Here is a 21,032-nt window from a genome sequence, read left to right on the forward strand (position 1 = left end):
AACATTCAACCATGAAATCTATAGTACAAAAAACACAAATAATTACTTTCGCTCTTTTTGGTTTTATGCTTGTTTTCGCACAGAAAAGCATGAAACTTCCCATTGATGCCGTATTTTATATGGAAATCAACGGAAAGCAGCTTAATCAGAAAATCAATTGGCAGAAACTTAATCCGCTATTGCATGAACTGAGCAAGAAAGATAAGGACAAAGAAAAGACCTCGTGGAATGACTATTCCAAAACGGGAATTAAATATGATGCCACGCAGTATCATTATGCCAGTTTCAATGACTCCATACAAACCTACACGACTCATTTTATTGTAGACAACAAAGAGAAGTTTCAGGAATTCATCCATTCAACCAAGAAAAAAGGACTGGAAATTTCTAAGAAAAAGAATTATTCTTATGTAGACATAGATGACAATATTTTTGTGGCCTGGAGCAATGACCGTGCTGTTTTGAGTATGGTGAACTATACCAAGCCTTATAAAAATATCTGGGCTGATGCTGAAGTGGATAGTGCTGTAGCCGTTGCAGACAGTGCTGCTGTCGCTGTGGACAGTGTGTATGTAGGAGAACCCGAAAAACCTTTCGATTATAAGGAAGAAATCATCAATCTGAAAGAGGAGATCAAATATTTAAAAGATAACATCAAAGAAAATAATAAAGAGATCACCAGAATTCAGAAAGACATCAAGTACCTGGAAAAGAATCATAAATATCCGAAGGAAAACGTAGATACCCAGCATTCTGAAGGTGAACCGGATGTTTATCCGAAAGAGGAGGAATATACTGAGCCTGCAATAGATTCTGCGTACCAGAAAGAACTGGACTCCATGAATATTGAGAATTTCAAAATAGTAAAGAAAATTGCAGAAGACCGTTTCGACCTGTATTTCAGTTCCAATTTAGAACTTGAAGTTCCAAAGGCGATGCTGAGCTTCAGAGACCCTAACTCGGATGCGTATGTCTACACAGATTACGGAAGAATGATGAATGACGGAATCTACGGGAAAATGATGAAGCGTTTTGAATTCGGACAGTTTTTCAGAAATGCATACGATTCCAACTCGTACTACAACTTATATTTTGATAAAGACAAAGTGAAGCTGGTGAACAACTATCAGCATAAAAATCCGGGGATCCAGAAAACCATTTCGTCTGTTTACAGGGGTAAGAAAAATAAAAAACTGGTGGAACTTATCAATGACAAAAGCATCGGGTACTACGTGATGAATGTGAATGGCGCAAAATCTTTTGATATGATGTATGATCTGCTTCAGGACACCGGAGACGGGGAATACAAAAAGGAAATGGAGCTGATGATGGAAACCATGAAAATTGTTCTGGATGAAGAAGCCATCACCAAAATAGCCCCAGGAAACGGAATCTTTGTTCTGAATGAATTGAAATCTAAAAAAGTAGACTACACAGACTACGAATATGATGAAGATTACAATGAAAAGGAAGTGAAGAAAACCAAAGATGTAGCTGTTCCTAATTTTACGTTTGCTTTTGCCACAGAGAATGAAGGCTACTGGAACCGTGTTTTCAATGTAATGGCTACCAATAAACATTTGTCTAAGAAATTCTCAAGAATTGGGAACTTTTACGCTTTCAAGGATGAAAAAGGAGACGGATATATGGATCATCTGTATATGACGGTAAAAGATGGTATCGTTTATCTGACGAGTGCTACAGAGAATGTCAATCCTCAAAGTCAGTCTGATATTTCTAAGCAGTGGGCCAAAGATTCTTCTAAATATCCATTATCAGGAAGACTGGATATTCAGAGACTGGTAACCGGTTTGGAGAAAGAATTTAAAACCCCTTCCGAAAGAAAGACGTTGGATCTGTTCAGAAAAAATGTGGGTGAAATGTATTTTAAGACTGAAGTAAAAGGAGAAAGCATTGAAACAGAAATGGATTATAAGATTAAAAATTCGTCAGAAAACAGCCTGATGTATTTCTTTGATCTGTTTGATGAGATTTATAAAATTAAAGAAGCAGACAAAAAGCCTCAAATATTATAGATGAATAAAAAGAAACTTATTGTCCCGTTAATTCTTGTACTCGCAATTGCGCTCTATTTTGTGTGTTTTTATAAAGACAAAACATTAAAATTTGTCCCTAAGAATGCAGATGCAGTCGTTTTAATTGATGTGAAAAAATTAACGGGACAGTATATTTCAAGCTTTATCGTCCATCCTTCAAAATGGTCGGGAAGCAAAACAAAGGATAAAAAGGAGATTTCTTTGAAAGATTCAGGGATCAGGATTCCGGATTTTTTACAGATTTTCCACCTTAAAGACACCAAATTTTCAGAATGGTACAGCGTGGTTGAACTCAAAGACCCGCAACAATTCAAAGCTTTTTTAAAGAGCCGTCAGTTTATCAGCAAAGGAAAAGACCTCTTCCGTACGGATCAGGTTTTCATTAAAATACAAGGTGACAACGCATTGATAGGAACATCTGAACAGGCTTTTGAACATATTAATAAGCTGCTTTTTCAGTCTTCAGAAAAAAATACGCTGACAGCAGATCAGTTGATTGATCATGGTGTAGGAAGTATTTCATTCATTTCAGGACAAAAAATTCTGAATTTTTCTATTGAATTAAAGGCAGATGAAATTGAGATATTCAATACATCAGAGACAGGAACTTTAACATCTCTTGTAGCAGGCATTCAGAAGAATAATTACTTTTTAGATGTTGAACTGGATGCTCAAAATGTGAAAAATTACGCCCGATTTTTCGATAAAAACCTCACAGATTCTGCCCAAATCAATTATCTTAAAGCTACTGCCGATATTGAACAGGTAAATGATACCATCATCAGCTATGAATATGATGATAATTTTAATGAAGTCGAGAAAAAGACCTTTCAGAAAATTATTCAGCCCAATTATGTGATGGATCTTCAAAGTCCGGCTCCCGAAAAGAGCTGGAACTATTTTCAGCATAAAAAATGGATTAACGCTCAGGACCAATTCACAGCCATTCCATTTCAGCCCAATCATATCGGAAGAAATGATAGCGGGCTTACTATAAAGTCTACCAGAAAACCGATAACATTATCCCCGAAACTTAAAGAAAACTATATCTTCATCAGAAACAGTCCGTTGCTGCTCTCTTCAGTGAGTACTTTAACGCCTAAGGAAAAGGAAGTGCTTTCTGACTTTGAGTATATATTCTACGGAAATAAAGCACAGAACTATTGGCTGAAGATCAAAGCGAAGAAAGGAAAACTGCCTTTAATTTTAAGATGGTAGAAATTCTTCAGTTTTAAACATAAAAAGTATTCATGAATCCATCTGACATTGCACTGCTGAAAACGGTTACCCATTATTTTCTACATCTGGTTTTTCCGGTTTTCATTGCGCTGGTCTTTTTTCGTAAAAACTGGAAAAAGGCGTACTGCATTATGCTGGCTACTATGCTGGTGGATCTGGACCATCTTTTTGCCAATCCTGTTTTTGATCCGTCAAGAAATAGTATAGGTTTTCATATTTTACATTCCTATTATGCCATTGCGGTGTATTTTTTGCTGCTGTTTTTCAAAGGAAATATCAGAATTATTGCTATTGGTCTTCTGTTTCATATGCTGACGGATTTTCTGGATTTTAACCTGTGGATGCATTAGAAGTAAGGAAGATGGGAGCTATTGTTGGGAATTAATTTTTAAAGGTTCTCACAAAATTTGATTTTGAATAACTTTAAACGCTATGATCGCAAAGTATTTTTAATTAAACTTGGAAAAAATTGTTCGCAAAGGCGTTTTACTCAGCAAAAACAGCAATCAGCCTTTGCTTAACGGAGTGCCTTTGCGACCGAAAAAATAACAGGATCAATAGAGCTTGCGAGCATTGCGTTAAAATATATGAACAGTTTAAAGTAGAATTTAAAAGCATAAAAGTAGTTCGTATTTGTTGTTGATAATTTCAATAACTTCCCTCTTCAAGCTTCTGAGTTCCTGCTTTGCGACATTAAAATATCATTAATATTTTCTTTTGGTATTTCAAATTTGATAGATTTTTTGTATTTTGTAGACACTTTATGAGATTAAAAGAACTTTTACATTATACGTATATTTTCCCTGTTCTGGCGGTGGGGTACTATTTTTCGGGCCTGATGGGCGGTGGAGTTATCAATGACATTATTGCTGGACTTCTGCTCACCGGAAGTGTTTTATCTGCAGTGCATCACGCAGAAGTAGTGGCTCATAAAGTAGGAGAGCCGTTCGGAACCATTATCCTTGCCCTTTGTATCACCATTATTGAAGTCGCGCTTATCATCTCGCTCATGGTGGCCGGTGGAGATCAGGCAATCACGCTGGCCAGAGATACCGTTTTTGCTGCCGTCATGATTATTCTTAACGGAATTCTGGGGATCTGTATCCTCGTAGGAGGTGTGAAATACCACGAACAGTTCTTTGCAAGAACTTCCGCAACCACTTATCTGGTAAGTATTGTTTCTATTCTCGTACTTACCCTTGTTCTTCCTAATTTTACTTCAAGTGTCAACGGACCTTTCTATAACGAAGCTCAACTTATATTTATTTCCATTGCCTGTCTCGTGATCTACGGAGTTTTCCTGATGGTACAGACGGTGCGCCACAGAAGCTACTTTATCGTTCCTGATGAACATCCGGAAGAGCATTATATTCCTTCATTGAACAAAACGTTGATCAGCTTTGGTTTCCTGGTGGTATGTCTTGTCATTGTTGTATTGATGGCGAAAGGACTTTCCGGAACTATTGAAGGGATGGTACAGAGCATAGGCGCTCCAAAATCATTGGTAGGGGTTATTATTGCTGGCGTAGTACTTCTTCCTGAAGGCGTAGCAGCCATCCGTGCGGCAAGAAGCAATCAGATACAGTCCAGTTTAAATCTGGCGTTGGGATCTGCACTGGCGAGTATTGGGCTGACGATTCCTGCAGTGTCTACCGTTTGCATCATGTATGATATTCCTTTGGTATTGGGACTGGATAAAAAAGATATTATCCTGCTTTCTCTATCCGTATTTATTGTGATGCTTTCTTTAAGCCGCGGAAAAACGAATGTCCTGTACGGAACGGTCTTATTAGTGAATCTTGCCGCTTACATCTTTACGGTCATCGTTCCATAATTAGAGGTTAGGAATTAGAGGGTAGAAGTTAGAAAAGTCAGGTTTCCCGCAGTTTCCGTTTTTTTTAATCCAAAATCCAAAATTTTAAAGCCTCCTCGCCAGCTCCATTTTAAAAGCCATCAGTTTAGCGATATTTTCAGACTTATAAATAGCCATGTCGGCATTTTCTCCAACGAAATTTTCTTCAATAGAAGTTCGCCAGAGTTCAAGCCAGCGGTCAAAATGTTTCTGCTCCATGGCCTGGATTTCATTGATCGGGAAATGAACGCCCATAGGATTTCCTTTGTAGCTCATCTGCCCAAACAGAATAGATTCCCAGAATGAATACATTTTAGGAAGGTGTTTGTCCCAGTCTACTTTGGCTACATCAGTAAAGAAAAACCCAATCGTCTCATCTTTAACGACTTTTGCGTAAAATAAATTCACAAGATGTTCAATGTCTTCTCTGGATTCCAATTTTTTCATGGTTCAAATGTACTGCAAAATCAAATTAAAAATTGAATTGACAGCTTGATAAATTTCATGAAAACAATATTTTATCTTTGCAGCGGGAATAGTGAAAAAAGAGATTGAAAAATCATTTTATTCGCTTACTTTTAAAAGATAAATATGATATAAATGGCAAGAGGCTTCGGACAGAAGATCCGTCAGAAAAACACCGAAAACAGTGGTTTTGGAAGCAATGCATCAGGAAGATTCATCAACAAGGACGGACTTCCGAATGTAAAGCGGAGAGGGGTGAATGTATTCAACAGGCTAAGCTGGTATCACACCATGCTGAACCTGTCGACTTTCCGGTTCTTAACCTATCTGGTGGTCGCCTATATTCTGATCAATCTCGTATTCGCAATGATTTATTATCTAATCGGAGTAGAGCATCTTACCGGAATTGATAAAAGTGACCCGCTGAACGAGTTCATCGATGTGTTTTTCTTCAGTTCCCAAACCTTTACTACCGTGGGTTACGGGAGAATTGCGCCTGTAGGATTTACGGCAAGTCTTGTGGCTACGTTTGAAGCTTTTCTGGGATTGCTTACCTTTGCCATTGCAACGGGACTTTTTTACGGAAGATTTTCAAGACCGAGAGCTTATCTGAGATTCTCAGATATTGCTGTAATTGCTCCGTTTAAACATTCACGGGCACTGATGTTCAGGCTGGCTCCTTTTAAAAACAATGCTTTAACGGATGCGGATGTGATTGTTTCTACAGCCATTGAAGTGATCGAGAATGGAGTCCCGAAAAGTAATTTTTACTCTTTAAAGACCCATTTAAGCAAGATCAATACGCTCGCGCTGAACTGGACGGTTGTTCACGAAATCAAGGAAGATTCACCGTTTTACGGCTTTTCTGAGGATGATTTTAAGAATACGGATATTGAGATTATTGTTCAGGTGCGTGCATTTGATGAAGTCTTTTCCAATACAGTGGTTCAAAGGTCTTCCTATGTCTCTGCAGAAATTGTGTACGGAGCTAAATTTACTCCGATGTACTATCCGGATCAGAATGATCTTACCACGATACTGGATCTGGATAAAATTAATGAATATCAAAAAACAGATCTTCCGGCCACGGCTGGAAATAATGAATAAATGAATTTAGACCTCTATAAAAAGCAGGCTTTACAGAAGCAGAAGGAACACAAAAAGTTTCTGGACGGATTGAAAAAGAAACCGCCCAAGAACCTTGATTATACCGTTCAGGAAACCCATGATGAAGTTTTCGATGAAGTAGACTGCCTTCAGTGCGCCAACTGCTGCAAAACGACCGGACCTTTGTACACCGAAAAAGATATCGAGCGTATTTCAAAACATCTGCGCATGAAGCAGGCCGATTTTGAAGCCAAATTTTTAAGAGTAGACGAAGATAACGACAAGGTCCTTCAAAATCTTCCGTGCTTTTTCCTGAATAATGACAATACCTGTTCTATTTATGAAGTAAGGCCGAAAGCCTGCCGCGAATACCCGCATACAGACCGTAAAAAGATCTATCAGATCAATGATTTGATGCTGAAAAATACCGTTATCTGCCCCGCTGCATTTGAATTCGTGGAAAAGATGATGAAGAATATTTCGAAATAAGCCAGAGTTTCTAAAATCTCTTAAATAATAATAAAGTACGTTAAATAAGACTTTTACGCATAATTTAATATAATATGAGTCGTTTAATTTAAACAACCATTTAAAATATTGTATTATGAAAAAGTTAGTTTTAACAGCAGCGTTTACTTTACTCGGCGTAATCGCAGTATCGGCTCAGACCCAGACTCAACAGCAGAAGCCAGCCGAGACCCCTAATAACCAGACCACTCAAACTACTAAACAGCAGACTACGCCGGGCAGTTCTACAGATGCCCAGAAACAAAATACTCCGGCCACTACCACATCAACGGCTACAGTAGATGCAGCATCCACTCCGGCCACAACAGTTGATGCAACGGCCACCGTAAATGCGGAGACTACCGCCGATGCTACGAAACCATCAGAGGTAACAAAAGCAGAAAAAAAAGCTAAGAAAAAAGCAAAGTCATCTAAGTAAATATTGAACAAAGTAGAAAGGAAATCCTGAGGCATCATGTCTCAGGATTTTTTTGTTATCTATTAATTCAAGTCATCAATCAGGATATTATTTACGTATATTTCGGATGTAAATATAGGTCCGGATCATTCGGGCCAAGCTGATTTATTCAATGAAAAGATTAAACCCTTCCCTTAAGCATCATGTACTGATAGGAGTTTTCCTGAGTATGTGGCTTTTCATTTTTGCCTTTTTTATCAGACCATTTGACGACGGAACCATTAGCTTTAAGGTATGGATCATCATCAGTATTGGATTTAGCATCATTGCATTTCTGTGTTATGGGATTATTGCTTTGCTGCAGAAAAAGGTTTACACAAAACTGGCAAAATGGAACATAGGATTTGAATTAATAAGTATTGTTTTTTTTCAATTTCTTTTTTGGATAGGCACGTATTGTTTTTATAAAAGCCCTGTTTTGAATGGAGGATATGGTTTTGTTAAGTTTTTAGAGACCATCATTCTTAAATCAGCTTTGATTTCAACGCCCATCATAGTTTTAGCAAGGATCTTTGTTGTTTCATTAATTCCTGCAGAGGATGACACCATCATTATCAGGGGAGACAATAAACTCGATATTTTAAAAATTAAAAAAGATGAGCTGATCTGTGTTTCCAATGCTCAGAATTATGTTGAGATTTTCTTTGTAGATGGAAATGAAGTAAAGGTAAAACTCATTCGCAGCACGCTTAAAAAGATTCAGAATGATTTTGATTTTTTGGTTCAGATTCATCGTTCACACCTTATCAATCCGTCTCATTTTAAAGCCTGGAAAAATGCGGATACCATTTCTCTTACTCAAATTGAACTTCCTGTTTCTAAAAATTACAGAGAACATTTGTTGTCCTTATAATTTCCGTACCTAAAACCGCGTATTTCATCCCTAATCCCTCATGTCACCTTGTTGAACGGTGTTTTTGTTTTTATTTTGCCTTTCAGATAAGAATAAATATTGTATGAAAAAGTTTTGGATCAGGAGAGTTTTATGGTCATTTGTAATAGGGTTGTGTATGGCTATCTGTGGTTTTTTGTGGGCAGATCATGAACTCAATAAAGTCCTGGGTAAATCTACCCGGGTTATTGACTTTTCTTCATTAATTAAACCATCACCCATAGTTCAGATAAGAAATGTCAATGTCCTTTCAGAAGACTGCACTCATTTTATTACCAATCAGAATGTCCTTATTAAAGATGGACTCATTCTTCAGCTAGATGTCAATCAACCGGTGAATAAGGGAGCTGCCATCATTGACGGTACAGGAAAGTATCTTATTCCGGGTCTTGTAGACAGCCATGTTCATGTAAAAGAAAGTAAAAATGATTTGTTTTTATATCTGACTAATGGGGTTACCTACATTAGAGAAATGGCCGGACAGCCGTTGACTTTAGAATGGCGGAGATCAATACGGAAAAACGGTTTGGGGCCGAGAATGTTTATTGCTTCGCCACCCATATTTAGTGAGACCGGGCTGGCGGGTTATTATTATAGTTGGACAAGGCATTCCATCAATTATTCCAATAAAAAAGATGCGGACAAAGCCATAAAGAAAATAAAAGGGCAGGGCTATGATGCCATCAAAATGTACGGTTTTGTCAATCCGGAAATGTTTAAGACAACAATACAGATGGCTAAAGAAAATAAGATACCGGTTATAGGGCACATTCCGTTGGTTGATTTAGAAAACTTTTATCCCTCAGGTCAGAAGGAAGTCGCTCATATTGAAGAGATAACCGTTAAAACAATTGATGAATTCGGAAAATCAATTTCTAAAAATCCCCAAGAATATCTACGTTTTCTAAAAGTACGGTCGCACCAGATCGCAAAAAAGCTAGAAAAAAATAAGGTAAGTGTTACTTCAACCGTTTGGTTATGCGAAAGCTTTTTAAACCAGCGATTTAACTTAAAATCTAAACTTAAAGAAATAGAGCTGAGCTATGTCAATCCCAAAATCATTGAAGGCACTCTATTGTACAAAATGGGCTGGTTACCCGGTAAAAACGGGTATGAATATGATGGAAAAGATACACCTGAAGCAAAAAAAATGTCACTGACATTCTGGAAGACCTATGTGGAAGCGATTCATATCATGACCAAAGCATTGGTAGATCACCATGTTCCTGTTATGGCCGGAACGGATGCTAATGTTGCCACGGTTGTTCCAGGATTTTCTCTTCATGATGAATTGGAATCTTTATCTCAATCCGGGATGACCAATGCTCAGGCTATTTATTCTGCTACGGTGGAGCCCGGTGAATGGATGAAAAGCAAGACCGGGAAGATAAAAGCAGGCTACTATTCAGATATGGTGCTGCTTACTAAAAATCCATTGGAAGATATTAGGAATACAAAAACTATTGATTATGTGTTTTTTAACAATCATGTCATAAGCAAAACTCAAATTAAAATGATCTTGAAAAGCATTGAGAATGCCAATAATGAAAACAGGAACATAGAAATTGGTGGATACCTGAAGTGAAGATACGAATGAGTCTCAAAAATTGTGGAGTACAATAAATACAATCAAACTAACTTATAATAGTCTGTTTAAAATTGATTTTATTTAACGCAAAGTTTTATCTTGTTAATGTTCAGTTTTGAGGAGAACAAAGAGTGTGACTTCGTCACTGATGAAGCTATCAATATAAAACATCTGCTTAATAGAATCAATGAAATTGATTTCGCCTTTGCTTCCCTTTATCAATAAGATAATCAATGTCTTTGCTTTAAAAAAAAGCTTATTTGCTCCCCAAGTTTTGAGACTGAGTTGAAGATAACGGTTAATTTTTTTACATCTGATACAATAAAAAAAGCGCTGTAACATGTACAGCGCTTTCTCCTTTCACTTTTTACTTTTTTCCCATTATCCCGGGAACAGGCTGTATCAAAAAAGGCTGGGAATCTACCCAACCTTTGTTTATTTTTATACCACTCCCTGAGCCAGCATTGCTTCCGCTACTTTCACGAAGCCGGCAATGTTTGCCCCTTTCACGTAGTTTACGTAGCCATCTTCATCTTTTCCGTAGTCTCTGCAAGCCTTATGGATTCCGATCATGATCTCTTTCAATCTTGCGTCAACTTCCTCAGAAGTCCAGTTAAGACGGATAGAGTTCTGCGTCATCTCAAGACCTGAAGTGGCAACACCTCCAGCATTGGAAGCTTTACCAGGTGAGAATAAGATTTTATTGTCTAAGAAATAGTTGATTGCATCTAAAGTAGAAGGCATGTTAGCCGCCTCAGTCACGCAAAGACATCCGTTTCCTACCAAAACTTTAGCATCTTCAAGATCCAGTTCGTTTTGTGTTGCAGATGGGAATGCTACGTCACATTTCACTTCCCAAGGACGTTTTCCGGCGTGGAATTCAGCAGAAGGATATTTTTTAGCGTAGTCTTCAGCTCTGTTGTTTCCTGAAGATCTCAATTCTAATAAATAATCGATTTTATCTCCGCTGATACCGTCTTTATCGTAGATATAACCATCCGGTCCTGAGATTGTCACTACTTTAGCACCAAGCTCAGTTGCCTTCTTGATTACTCCCCAGGCTACGTTTCCGAAACCTGATACACTTACAATTTTATCCTTGAATGTTTCGTTGATCGTCTTAAGCATCTGCTCTGCGAAGTACACTACACCGTATCCTGTAGCTTCAGGACGGATCAGTGAACCTCCGTAAGCAAGACCTTTTCCTGTAAGTACTCCGGTAAATTCGTTTCTTACTTTTTTGTATTGTCCGAAAAGATATCCGATCTCTCTTGCTCCTACACCGATGTCTCCTGCAGGTACGTCTGTTTCAGGACCGATATGCTTGCATAATTCAGTCATGAATGCCTGGCAGAAACGCATTACTTCCATGTCAGATTTTCCTTGCGGATCGAAATCTGAACCTCCTTTACCTCCGCCCATAGGAAGAGTAGTCAATGAGTTTTTAAATACCTGCTCGAAAGCTAAGAATTTAAGAACTGAAAGGTTTACAGTAGGATGGAAACGAATTCCTCCTTTGTATGGTCCGATCGCAGAGTTCATTTGGATTCTGAAACCTCTGTTTACCTGGATCTCTCCTTTATCATCAACCCATGGAACTCTGAAAATTATAACTCTTTCAGGTTCAGCCATTCTTTCTAGAAGCTTCATTCCTGTGTATTCCTTTTTGGTCATAATAAACGGAATTACAGTCACAGCTACTTCTTTTACGGCTTGTAAAAATTCTGGTTCATTAGGATTTTTTGCTTCAATCTTGGCAATAAACTCCTGGATTTTCTGGTCAATATTATATTGTTCCATATATTAGGGTTGAATATTATTGTCAACAAATTTAATTTTTTTTTCAAGATTCACAATACTCTATTTCAACATTGTTAAAAATTAAATAATAATGTTCCGAAATATTATTAAATTGATAATTAATGATCAAATTTTGTTGAAAATTAAAAGTTACGTCTCAAATAATGCAATATTAAGAAATCGTTAATTCTCAAATTGCAGTAAATTGCCTCCCGGAAAATGATTTTACTTTCCCCAAAAGCTCCAATTCTAAAATTATAGGAAGAATTTTGTAAGACGCCATTGAAAGTATCTGCGCCAGATCGTCCAGAGATACCTGCGGACGGGCTTTGATCGACTGATAAACCGCTTCCTGACTTTCAGTAAGTTGTATATTTAATTCACTATACGGGAACAGTTCTGCTGTTTTCTCTTTAGCAGGGTTGAATCCCAGTGAATTCAGGAGGTCTTTTATCGTTGAAATAGATGATGCTTTATTCTGGAAAATCAGCTGATTACATCCTTGGCTGTATGGGTCTGTGATCTTTCCCGGCAGGGCAAAAACTTCCCGGTTATAGTCGTTGGCAAATGATGCGGTACTTACAGATCCTCCTCCAAATCCAGTCTCCACGACGATGGTTGAGGGAGAAAGTCCGGCGATAATTCTGTTTCTCTGAATAAAATTTTCACGGTCAGGTTTTCTGGAAGAATTGAATTCGGTGATTAATGCCCCGTTTTCTTCTAAAATTTTTTCAGACAGTTTTTTATTTTTGGAAGGGTACAGGGTGTGAAATCCATGGGCAAGAACAGCAATGGTGGGAACTTTATGTTGTATGGACTGTTCATGAACTTCTTTATCAACTCCAAGTGCTAATCCGCTGACAGATATGTATTTGTAGGCCTTTGTTGCCTCGAAGAAGTCGCTAATGAACTGCTTACCGTAAGAAGTCATATTCCGGGTTCCGACAATGCTTATTTTCTGTAATAGCTCCTCAAAGCTTCCTTTCTGATAAAGAATTGCCGGTGCATCATCACATTCGTTGAGCAAATAAGGAAGTTCATTAAGGTGTCTCAATCTGATCGTAATCTGGTTCTTTTCACAGAATTTTATTTCCTTTTCTGCAAATTTCAGATACTCTTCCTTTCCAATGTCGGCTACGGTTTTTCTTCCAACGCCGTCGGCTTTGCTGTGCTCTTTTTTTGCTCTTTTCCAGACCTCTTCAGCACTGCCGAAGGTTCGTACAAGTTTATGGAAATTGATGTCGCCAATCAGGCTGCATTCGCGCAGAGCGATTGCATAAAGGTATTCTTCAGAGATCATTATGTGTTTTTCCCCAAATGTAATAAAATAACCTGAGTTGGAGTTACGGAGTACGGGTTTGAGAGTTGGGTTGCCGGTTCTAACCGCGAAACGCGCATCCCGGGATCTATCAGTTGTTTTAACGCTGGCAGTAACTTCCAGCCTCCCTCTTCCAGCTTCCAACTATTTTATTTCCTTCTCAACTCCTCCAGATGATCCCAGATGTCATCTCTCTTTTTATAAGGGAGTTCCAGGAAGTCATCAGGATGATTTTCCTTGTATTCCTGCCACAGTTTATCGTCTTTTTCGCTGTAGTAATTTGGAAATTCCCAGATATACTTTTTTTTTCTTTCGCCCACATTTTTAAAGGCGAAAGCAATAATACTTCCCACCACAGCTCCCGAAAGGTGGGCCTGCCATGAGATTTTACTCGGTTCCTGAAGATTATAGAAAAGTTCTTCCGGAAACATTCCCCAGATCAAACTGCCATAATACAGAACCACAAGGAGCGAAATGGTGAGCAGCTTCATATTCCATTTGAAAACGCCGCTGAAAAATAAGAAGAAGGCCAGAACATAGACTACGCCACTTGCGCCAATCGTACATGTGTACATATAATCTCCGGTCAGAATATCTATGGGTGGCAGCATCCAGACCAGAAGACCAGTTGCGAGCCATCCGATGATAAACACTTTATTGGCGACTAAGGGATAGAATTGGTACAAAAGAAAAAGGAGGATCGCTACCGGAATAGAGTTCCCCATAATATGATCAATATTTCCATGCAAAAGAGGAGCTGTGATGATTCCCAGCAAGCCTTCCGGCAATAGAGGTATGATGGCCCCAAAACAGCTTTGGAAAAAGCCCTGCATCTGCAGAAAGTAGCCGAACCACATAGCCGAAAGCATCAGCAATGGGGTGATAACAGCCCTTTTGGAAATTATATTTTTAAACATGTGGAGGGTACGTCAAATCAAAAGCCAATGATAAATTTCGGAAAATTTGGCGATGTATCGTACAGGGGCTTTATTATTTTAAGACAAAAGGTTTCAATTTTAACATATGAAGCTTAATATTTTGACATTGAATGTATTAAACTGGCCTGTTTTTGGTTGCTTGAACACCTTTTAGTCTGTTCCAGGGCTTTTTATGAGCCAGGATTTGCTTTAAAAAAAAATATATTAATATTTTTGTAATGAAAATCATGTAAAATAATGAAGAAGTTTTTATTGATTCTTTCCTTTTCTATAGGGATTTATGCAAGTGCACAAGAAGAATTGAAAAGAGATTCAGTAGTCGTAGATACGGTAAAATACTGGTCGGTATTGGGAAAACATACTTTAATGATCAATCAGGCCGCCTTTTCAAACTGGGTAGGTGGAGGAGCCAACAACGTAGGATGGCTTGCCGGAGTGAATTACAATCTTACTTACGAAAAAGACAATGACCTCTGGGAAAACATTATTGTTCTGGATTACGGGCAGAACGACACCAAAGGTCTTGGTATAAGGAAGACGCAGGATGTTATTAATGTTTCTACCAATTACGGGCGTAAATTTTCCAAAAGCTGGTATTTCTCATTAGGAGCAGGTATACAGTCGCAGTTTGCAGCCGGATATGAGGATGGAAATAATCCTGCGGCCAAAAAAATCTCTAATTTCATGGCTCCCGGGTACCTCAACCTCGGTATGGGTATCACCTACAGGCCCAATGATAATCTGACGGTTACACTGCGTCCTACCAACGGCAGATGGACCTTTGTCTTAGATAAGGATCTTCAGTTTGCAGGAAGCTACGGTCTTAAAAATGATGGTGATACTTCATTATTACAGTTCGGTTTTCTGGGAACAGCGCAATACAAAGTGAAATTGATGGAGAATGTCCACATTACGAATACAGCTTCTGTGTTTTCAAATTATCTGGATCGTCCTGACAGATTAGTTCTTGCTTATGGGGCTTTGATCAACTTTAAAGTAAACAAATTTATTTCATCCAATATTACGGTGGATCTTTTGTATGATCATAACCAGATCCAGAAAACACAGCTGAAACAGACGCTTGGGATAGGATTTGCCTATACGCTGAATAATGGAGTGAAACGCTCTGACCGTAAAGACAGCCAGTGGTGGATTAAAAAATAAAGACTCAATTTGAATAGCAATATAAAATCACTTCAACCCGAGGTGATTTTTAATTTCAGGTAGTTTGAATAAATATTTTAAATAGCATGGTCTTATTTTGCGGTTTTTATTCTTTTGTTTTAGTGAATTAAGTGACTGTTTAATGCATTAAATAATAATTAACATATTTCATAAATGAGTGATTAGTTTTTTACCAAAAAATATATGTATATTTTTGTAACGAAAAATCCTTACTTATGAAAAAACTTTTATTAGCCCTTTCCATTTCTATGGGAATAAGCACAATAGCTCAGGAGGTCAAAACTGATGCCGCCACCACAGATACAGTAAAAGCGTGGTCTATTCAGGGACAGAATACATTAATGCTCAATCAGGCTGCGTTCTCGAACTGGGTCGGTGGGGGAGCCAATAATGTAGGATGGCTTGCCGGAGTGAATTATAATCTTACCTATGAAAAAGGGAAAGACCTTTGGGAAAACATAATTATTCTTGGTTATGGACAGAATAATACAAAAGGTATCGGAACCAGAAAAACACAGGATGTAATCAACATTTCTACCAACTACGGGCGTGAATTTGCCAAGAACTGGTATCTTTCCGGAGGAATAGGTCTTCAGACACAGTTTGCGGGAGGTTATGAGGATGGCAATAATCCTGATGCCAAAAAGATTTCCAATTTTATGGCTCCGGGATATCTGAATGTAGGTGTGGGTGTTACCTACCGTCCTAATGAAAATTTCACAGTGACATTGCGCCCTGCCAATGCCAGAGTGACTTTTGTATTGGATGAAGATCTTCAGACAGCAGGAACTTACGGCCTTAAAAACAATGGTGATTCTTCTCTGTTCCAGTTCGGTTTCCTTGGAACGGCTATATACAAAGTCAAGATCATGGATAATATCAACCTGACGAATACGGCTTCCGTATTTTCAAACTACCTTGATAAGCCGGGCCACCTGGTGCTTGGATACAGCGGAATTCTTAATATGAAGATCAATAAGTTTATCTCAACAAATATTACACTGGATCTGATGTATGACCACAACCAGATTCAGAAAACACAGCTTAAACAGACTCTGGGAGTAGGATTCGCTTATAATATCGATAACGGTAAAAAACGTTCTGATAAGAAAGAGAATCAGTCCTGGCTGAAATAATTAGAAGGCAGGAGGATAGAAGAGGGGGCTGGAAGTTACTACTAGGTCGACAGTTATTATAATGGAGTTATCTCTTTAAAAGAACAGAAAGCTTAGATTCGACTTCAATAACCTCCATTTTCAAGCTTCAAACTTTCATCTTACCAATAAAAAAGCACTTCAAAGAGAAGTGCTTTTTTGGGTATCAATTTATATTAGTCTTAAAATTCTAAATCCACCTGTAGCTTTTCAGCTAAAAGTTTCGAAATTTTTTCTTTAAGCGGTTCAATATCGATGTTCTGCATCGCATCATTAGCAAAAGCATATAAAAGCAAAGCCTGCGCTTCTTTTTTAGAAATACCTCTTGCTCTTAAATAAAACAGCGCATCTTCATTCAGCTGCCCCACAGTACATCCGTGAGAACATTTTACATCATCAGCAAAGATCTCCAACTGAGGTTTGGTATCAATGGAAGCCCCTTCGCTCAGTAATACATTATTGTTCTGCTGGTAAGCATTGGTTTTCTGGGCAATTCTATCTACGAAAACCTTCCCGTTGAAAACACCGTGAGCATTCCCATCGAAAATACCTTTGTAGTTCTGGTAGCTTTCACAGTTCGGGAAATTGTGGTGAACCGCCGTGTGGTGATCTACCAGCTGATCTTTCCCAATAATTGTGATTCCATTCATAAACGAATTGATATTGCTTCCGTTATGAATGAAGTCCAGGTTGTTTCTTATCAGTTTTCCTCCGAAAGAGAAGGTATTTACAGTTGTTAAACTGTCTTTTTCCTGCCTTGCGAAAGTACTGTCGATAAGATATGACGTATTGTTGTCGTTCTGAAGTTTATGCCAGTCTGCTTTTGCATTCGGATAAGTAAAGATCTCCGTTACAGAATTCGTCAGCACATACGTACTGTCGAAATTGTGGTGACTTTCTATAACCTCTACTTTAGCGCCTTCTTCTACAATCAGTAAGTTTCTTGTATTGTAGAATGTGTTTTCTTCCTGATTCTGAGAAATATAAAAAACGTGAATCGGTTTTTCGATCACTACATTTTTAGGAACTTTCAAAAAGAAACCATACTTGCAGTAAGCAAGGTTCAAGTTTGTGAAAGCAGTATCTTTAGAAGTAATGGTATTAAAATACTTATCAAATACTTCTTTATGTTTCTCATCATTCAACGCATAGTTGAATGAAAGAAACTCTACGTTTTCAATAGAAACTTTCGAAAGCTCTTTATGAAGTTTACCATTCACAAAAACGATCCAGTCAAAATTTTCTTCACCTAAATGCAGCTGATCCAGCTGTTCTTTGGTGATATTGTGACTTTCTTTCGGGAAAAAATTATAGTTTTTCTCCGTGATTTCTTTGATGCTGGTATATTTATATTCTTCGTCTTTTTTTGTCGGAAAACCTAAGTTTTCGAAATTCTGAAGAGCAGTTTTTCTTTCTTCATCCAGAAATCTGTGACGAAGGCTCTCCAAAAATTCACCGTGATTGTCAATAATCTGATCGTATAAAGCCATTACTGATATTTCGGCCATCACACCTTATTTTATATATTTAAAAATAATATTATTTACTGCGGGTTTTCCGCATCTTCAGAAAGGATTGATAAAATCCCTGCTGAAAAGAGTTTTCTTCTTAGTTAAGAAGCCAGTCGTACCCTTTTGCTTCCAGTTCTAAAGCAAGAGATTTATCACCTGTTTTGATGATTTTTCCATTAGCAAGAACGTGAACGAAGTCAGGCTGGATATAGTTAAGCAATCTCTGATAGTGAGTAATCAGAAGGACTGCATTCCCTTCGTTTTTAAAATGGTTCACACCGTCTGCAACAATTCTTAAGGCATCGATATCAAGACCTGAATCTGTTTCATCAAGAATAGCCAGTTTCGGATTAAGCATCATCATCTGGAAGATCTCGTTTCTTTTCTTTTCACCTCCAGAGAATCCTTCGTTCAGTGATCTTGAAAGGAAGTCTTTTTTTATACCTAATTGCTCAGACTTTTCACGGATAAGGGCAAGCATTTCTTTTGCCGGCATTTCCTCAAGTCCGTTTGCTTTTCTTGTTTCGTTTAAAGCAGCTTTAATAAAGTTGGTTACAGAAACTCCCGGAATTTCCACCGGATACTGGAAAGAAAGGAAGATTCCTTTGTGTGCTCTTTCTTCAGGAGCATCTTCACTGATGTTTTCTCCCTGGAATAGAATTTCTCCGTCCGTTACTTCATAATCTTCTTTTCCTGCAATTACAGAAGAAAGAGTAGATTTTCCAGCTCCGTTCGGTCCCATGATAGCATGAACTTCGCCCGGCTTTATTTCAAGATTAATACCTTTTAAAATTTCTGCGCCGTCTTCAATTTTGGCGTGCAAGTTTTTGATTTCTAACATAGTTTTAATATGATAATTTGGCCATCAGATAATTTTACAATTTATTGACTGCCGCCTTTTTCGATGTTATATGATTTATTTTTGCTGGTTTGAATAACAAACCCCTTTTCCTAAATATATTCCTGATAATTTACCTTCGAATTAAGAGCTCTCCACAACTCTTCGTTTTCAGGTTTTCAAATTACCACAATTTTAAATTATCCTACAGAACCCTCAAGAGAGATCTCCAATAATTTTTGTGCTTCAATGGCAAATTCCATTGGAAGTTTATTCAATACTTCTTTACTGAAACCGTTTACGATCAAAGCAATTGCTTTTTCCGTATTGATCCCTCTCTGGTTACAGTAGAAGATCTGGTCTTCTCCGATTTTTGAAGTCGTAGCTTCATGCTCAAGCTGGGCAGTAGGATCTTTGATTTCAATGTATGGGAAGGTATGTGCACCACAGTCATTACCCATCAACAGAGAGTCACACTGTGAAAAGTTTCTTGCTCCTTTTGCAGAAGGCATTACTTTCACCTGACCTCTGTATGAATTCTGAGATTTCCCTGCAGAGATACCTTTTGAAATGATCGTTGATCTCGTATTCTTTCCGATGTGGATCATTTTTGTCCCTGTATCTGCATACTGGTGATTGTTGGTCACTGCGATAGAGTAGAACTCTCCGATAGATCCGTCACCTTTCAAGATACAAGAAGGGTATTTCCATGTTACTGCAGAACCTGTTTCCACCTGTGTCCATGAGATTTTTGCTTTCTTTTCACATAATCCTCTTTTGGTTACAAAATTGAAAACACCTCCTTTTCCTTCTTCATTTCCCGGATACCAGTTCTGAACGGTTGAGTATTTAATCTCAGCGTTGTCCATGGCAATCAGTTCTACTACGGCTGCGTGAAGCTGATTTTCATCTCTTGAAGGGGCTGTACATCCCTCAAGATAAGAAACATAACTTCCTTCATCTGCGATTACAAGTGTTCTTTCAAACTGTCCTGTTCCAGCCTGATTGATACGGAAGTAAGTGGAAAGTTCCATCGGGCATCGTACGCCTTTTGGAATATAGCAGAAACTTCCGTCAGAAAATACCGCGGAATTTAATGCTGAATAAAAATTATCTCCTCTCGGAACTACTTTTCCAAGATATTTTCTTACCAAATCAGGATGGTTTTTAATAGCCTCCGAAATAGAACAGAAAATAATTCCTTTCTCCATCAGGGTATCCTGGAAAGTTGTTTTCACAGAAACTGAATCTATTACGATGTCTACAGCGACTCCTGAAAGTCTTTTCTGTTCTTCGATATTGATCCCAAGTTTCGCGAAAGTCTTTAATAATTCAGGGTCTACCTCATCAAGGCTTTCCAGTTCCGGTTTTGATTTTGGCGCAGCATAGTAACGGATTGCTTGAAAATCAGGCTTTTCATATTTAATGTTGGCCCACGTAGGTTCTGTCATTTTCAGCCAGATCCTGAAAGATTCCAAACGCCATTCTGTCATCCATTCCGGCTCCTCTTTTTTAGCAGAGATCGCACGAACGATATCTTCATTTAAACCGATTGGAAACTCTTCATAATCCAGTTTCGTTTCCCACCCGAATTCATATTTTTTATTTTCTAGATCGACTCTTAAATCGTCTTCAGTATATTTACTCATTGTTTTTTTTGATTTCAGATATCAGACTTCAGATCTCAGAAACAGATCTGACATCCACTATCTAATGTCTTTTCTATAAAGAAAAACTCTCTCCACAACCACACGTTCTGGATGCATTAGGATTGTTGAAAACAAACCCCTTTCCGTTTAATCCTCCTGAATATTCTAGGATTGTTCCTGCTAAATAAAGGATAGATTTTTTCTCAACAATAATTTTCACATCATTGTCTTCGAAAACTTGATCTGTGTCTGTTTTTTGATTGTCAAATCCCAAAACATACTCTAAACCAGAACATCCTCCACTTTTTACCCCTACTCTTATATAATCTTCAGCAGGGTTGAAGCCATCTTCCGACATAAGTTGGATGGCTTTTGCCTTTGCTTGGTCTGATACTTTTATCATTGTATTTATTTAGAATGATTTAATGATGCAAAAATACGAACAAAAATCAGG

At 38.0% G+C, this 21,032-nt stretch carries 19 protein-coding genes; 11 read left to right on the plus strand and 8 right to left on the minus strand.

What is annotated here, in order from left to right; translation table 11 throughout:
- Nucleotides 1-11: 11 nt before the first annotated feature.
- The 4 genes from LC419_RS17165 to LC419_RS17180 all read left to right on the plus strand — a co-directional run bounded on the left by LC419_RS17165 (nucleotide 12) and on the right by LC419_RS17180 (nucleotide 5,130).
- A complete protein-coding gene (locus tag LC419_RS17165; protein WP_223608514.1) occupies nucleotides 12-2,036 on the plus strand; it encodes a hypothetical protein in 2,025 nt (674 codons plus the stop codon).
- A complete protein-coding gene (locus LC419_RS17170) occupies nucleotides 2,037-3,275 on the plus strand; it encodes a hypothetical protein (RefSeq protein ID WP_223608515.1) in 1,239 nt (412 codons plus the stop codon).
- A 32-nt stretch (nucleotides 3,276-3,307) separates the two neighbouring features.
- Nucleotides 3,308-3,646: a DUF6122 family protein gene (locus tag LC419_RS17175; RefSeq protein WP_223608516.1), complete on the plus strand. Its 339-nt coding sequence runs from the start codon at nucleotides 3,308-3,310 to the stop codon at nucleotides 3,644-3,646.
- A 413-nt stretch (nucleotides 3,647-4,059) separates the two neighbouring features.
- Entirely contained in the window at nucleotides 4,060-5,130 is a 1,071-nt protein-coding gene (locus tag LC419_RS17180) for a calcium:proton antiporter (protein ID WP_223608517.1), read from the plus strand.
- 84 nt (nucleotides 5,131-5,214) lie between these two features.
- Here the strand turns inward: LC419_RS17180 and LC419_RS17185 are convergent, their stop codons facing one another.
- Nucleotides 5,215-5,595: a group III truncated hemoglobin gene (locus LC419_RS17185; RefSeq protein ID WP_223608518.1), complete on the minus strand. Its 381-nt coding sequence runs from the start codon at nucleotides 5,593-5,595 to the stop codon at nucleotides 5,215-5,217.
- A 153-nt stretch (nucleotides 5,596-5,748) separates the two neighbouring features.
- Here LC419_RS17185 and LC419_RS17190 point away from each other — a divergent pair, with 153 nt between their 5' ends.
- The 5 genes from LC419_RS17190 (at nucleotide 5,749) to LC419_RS17210 (ending at nucleotide 10,182) form a co-directional block, all read left to right on the plus strand.
- Entirely contained in the window at nucleotides 5,749-6,720 is a 972-nt protein-coding gene (locus LC419_RS17190) for an ion channel (RefSeq protein WP_223608519.1), read from the plus strand.
- A complete protein-coding gene (locus LC419_RS17195; RefSeq protein ID WP_223608520.1) occupies nucleotides 6,721-7,209 on the plus strand; it encodes a YkgJ family cysteine cluster protein in 489 nt (162 codons plus the stop codon).
- 115 nt (nucleotides 7,210-7,324) lie between these two features.
- Nucleotides 7,325-7,666, plus strand: a complete 342-nt coding sequence (locus tag LC419_RS17200) for a hypothetical protein (protein ID WP_223608521.1) — start codon at nucleotides 7,325-7,327, stop codon at nucleotides 7,664-7,666.
- 151 nt (nucleotides 7,667-7,817) lie between these two features.
- Complete coding sequence (locus tag LC419_RS17205) at nucleotides 7,818-8,558, plus strand: LytTR family DNA-binding domain-containing protein (RefSeq protein WP_223608522.1); 741 nt, start codon at nucleotides 7,818-7,820, stop codon at nucleotides 8,556-8,558.
- Between the two features lie 103 nt (nucleotides 8,559-8,661).
- Nucleotides 8,662-10,182: an amidohydrolase family protein gene (locus tag LC419_RS17210; RefSeq protein WP_223608523.1), complete on the plus strand. Its 1,521-nt coding sequence runs from the start codon at nucleotides 8,662-8,664 to the stop codon at nucleotides 10,180-10,182.
- 444 nt (nucleotides 10,183-10,626) lie between these two features.
- Here LC419_RS17210 and gdhA read toward each other — a convergent pair whose 3' ends face one another.
- The 3 genes from gdhA to LC419_RS17225 all read right to left on the minus strand — a co-directional run bounded on the left by gdhA (nucleotide 10,627) and on the right by LC419_RS17225 (nucleotide 14,220).
- Nucleotides 10,627-11,985 carry an NADP-specific glutamate dehydrogenase gene (gene gdhA / locus LC419_RS17215; RefSeq protein WP_034724216.1) on the minus strand — a complete coding sequence of 453 codons (1,359 nt, stop codon included), beginning with the start codon at nucleotides 11,983-11,985 and terminating at the stop codon, nucleotides 10,627-10,629.
- Nucleotides 11,986-12,175: 190 nt separating this feature from the next.
- Nucleotides 12,176-13,285, minus strand: a complete 1,110-nt coding sequence (dprA, locus tag LC419_RS17220) for a DNA-processing protein DprA (RefSeq protein ID WP_223608524.1) — start codon at nucleotides 13,283-13,285, stop codon at nucleotides 12,176-12,178.
- 167 nt (nucleotides 13,286-13,452) lie between these two features.
- On the minus strand, nucleotides 13,453-14,220 hold the full coding sequence (locus LC419_RS17225; protein ID WP_034724213.1) for a rhomboid family intramembrane serine protease: 768 nt from the start codon (nucleotides 14,218-14,220) through the stop codon (nucleotides 13,453-13,455).
- Nucleotides 14,221-14,478: 258 nt separating this feature from the next.
- On the opposite strand from LC419_RS17225, the gene LC419_RS17230 reads away from it, so the two are divergent.
- Nucleotides 14,479-15,405 (plus strand): DUF3078 domain-containing protein, encoded by a 927-nt coding sequence (locus LC419_RS17230; protein ID WP_223608525.1) that lies wholly within the window; start codon nucleotides 14,479-14,481, stop codon nucleotides 15,403-15,405.
- Nucleotides 15,406-15,641: 236 nt separating this feature from the next.
- Nucleotides 15,642-16,562, plus strand: coding sequence for a DUF3078 domain-containing protein (locus LC419_RS17235; protein ID WP_223608526.1), 921 nt, complete (start codon nucleotides 15,642-15,644; stop codon nucleotides 16,560-16,562).
- Between the two features lie 200 nt (nucleotides 16,563-16,762).
- On the opposite strand, the gene sufD is transcribed toward LC419_RS17235, so the two are convergent.
- From sufD to LC419_RS17255, 4 genes are all read right to left on the minus strand, one after another.
- Complete coding sequence (gene sufD / locus LC419_RS17240; protein ID WP_223608680.1) at nucleotides 16,763-18,070, minus strand: Fe-S cluster assembly protein SufD; 1,308 nt, start codon at nucleotides 18,068-18,070, stop codon at nucleotides 16,763-16,765.
- A gap of 118 nt (nucleotides 18,071-18,188) precedes the next feature.
- Entirely contained in the window at nucleotides 18,189-18,932 is a 744-nt protein-coding gene (gene sufC, locus LC419_RS17245; protein ID WP_090026065.1) for a Fe-S cluster assembly ATPase SufC, read from the minus strand.
- A 197-nt stretch (nucleotides 18,933-19,129) separates the two neighbouring features.
- A complete protein-coding gene (gene sufB, locus LC419_RS17250) occupies nucleotides 19,130-20,578 on the minus strand; it encodes a Fe-S cluster assembly protein SufB (protein ID WP_223608527.1) in 1,449 nt (482 codons plus the stop codon).
- Nucleotides 20,579-20,651: 73 nt separating this feature from the next.
- Entirely contained in the window at nucleotides 20,652-20,981 is a 330-nt protein-coding gene (locus LC419_RS17255) for an iron-sulfur cluster assembly accessory protein (RefSeq protein WP_034739378.1), read from the minus strand.
- Between the last annotated feature and the right edge of the window lie 51 nt (nucleotides 20,982-21,032).

It is taken from the genome of Chryseobacterium sp. OSA05B (assembly GCF_019970065.1).
Taxonomy (GTDB): Bacteria; Bacteroidota; Bacteroidia; order Flavobacteriales; family Weeksellaceae; genus Chryseobacterium.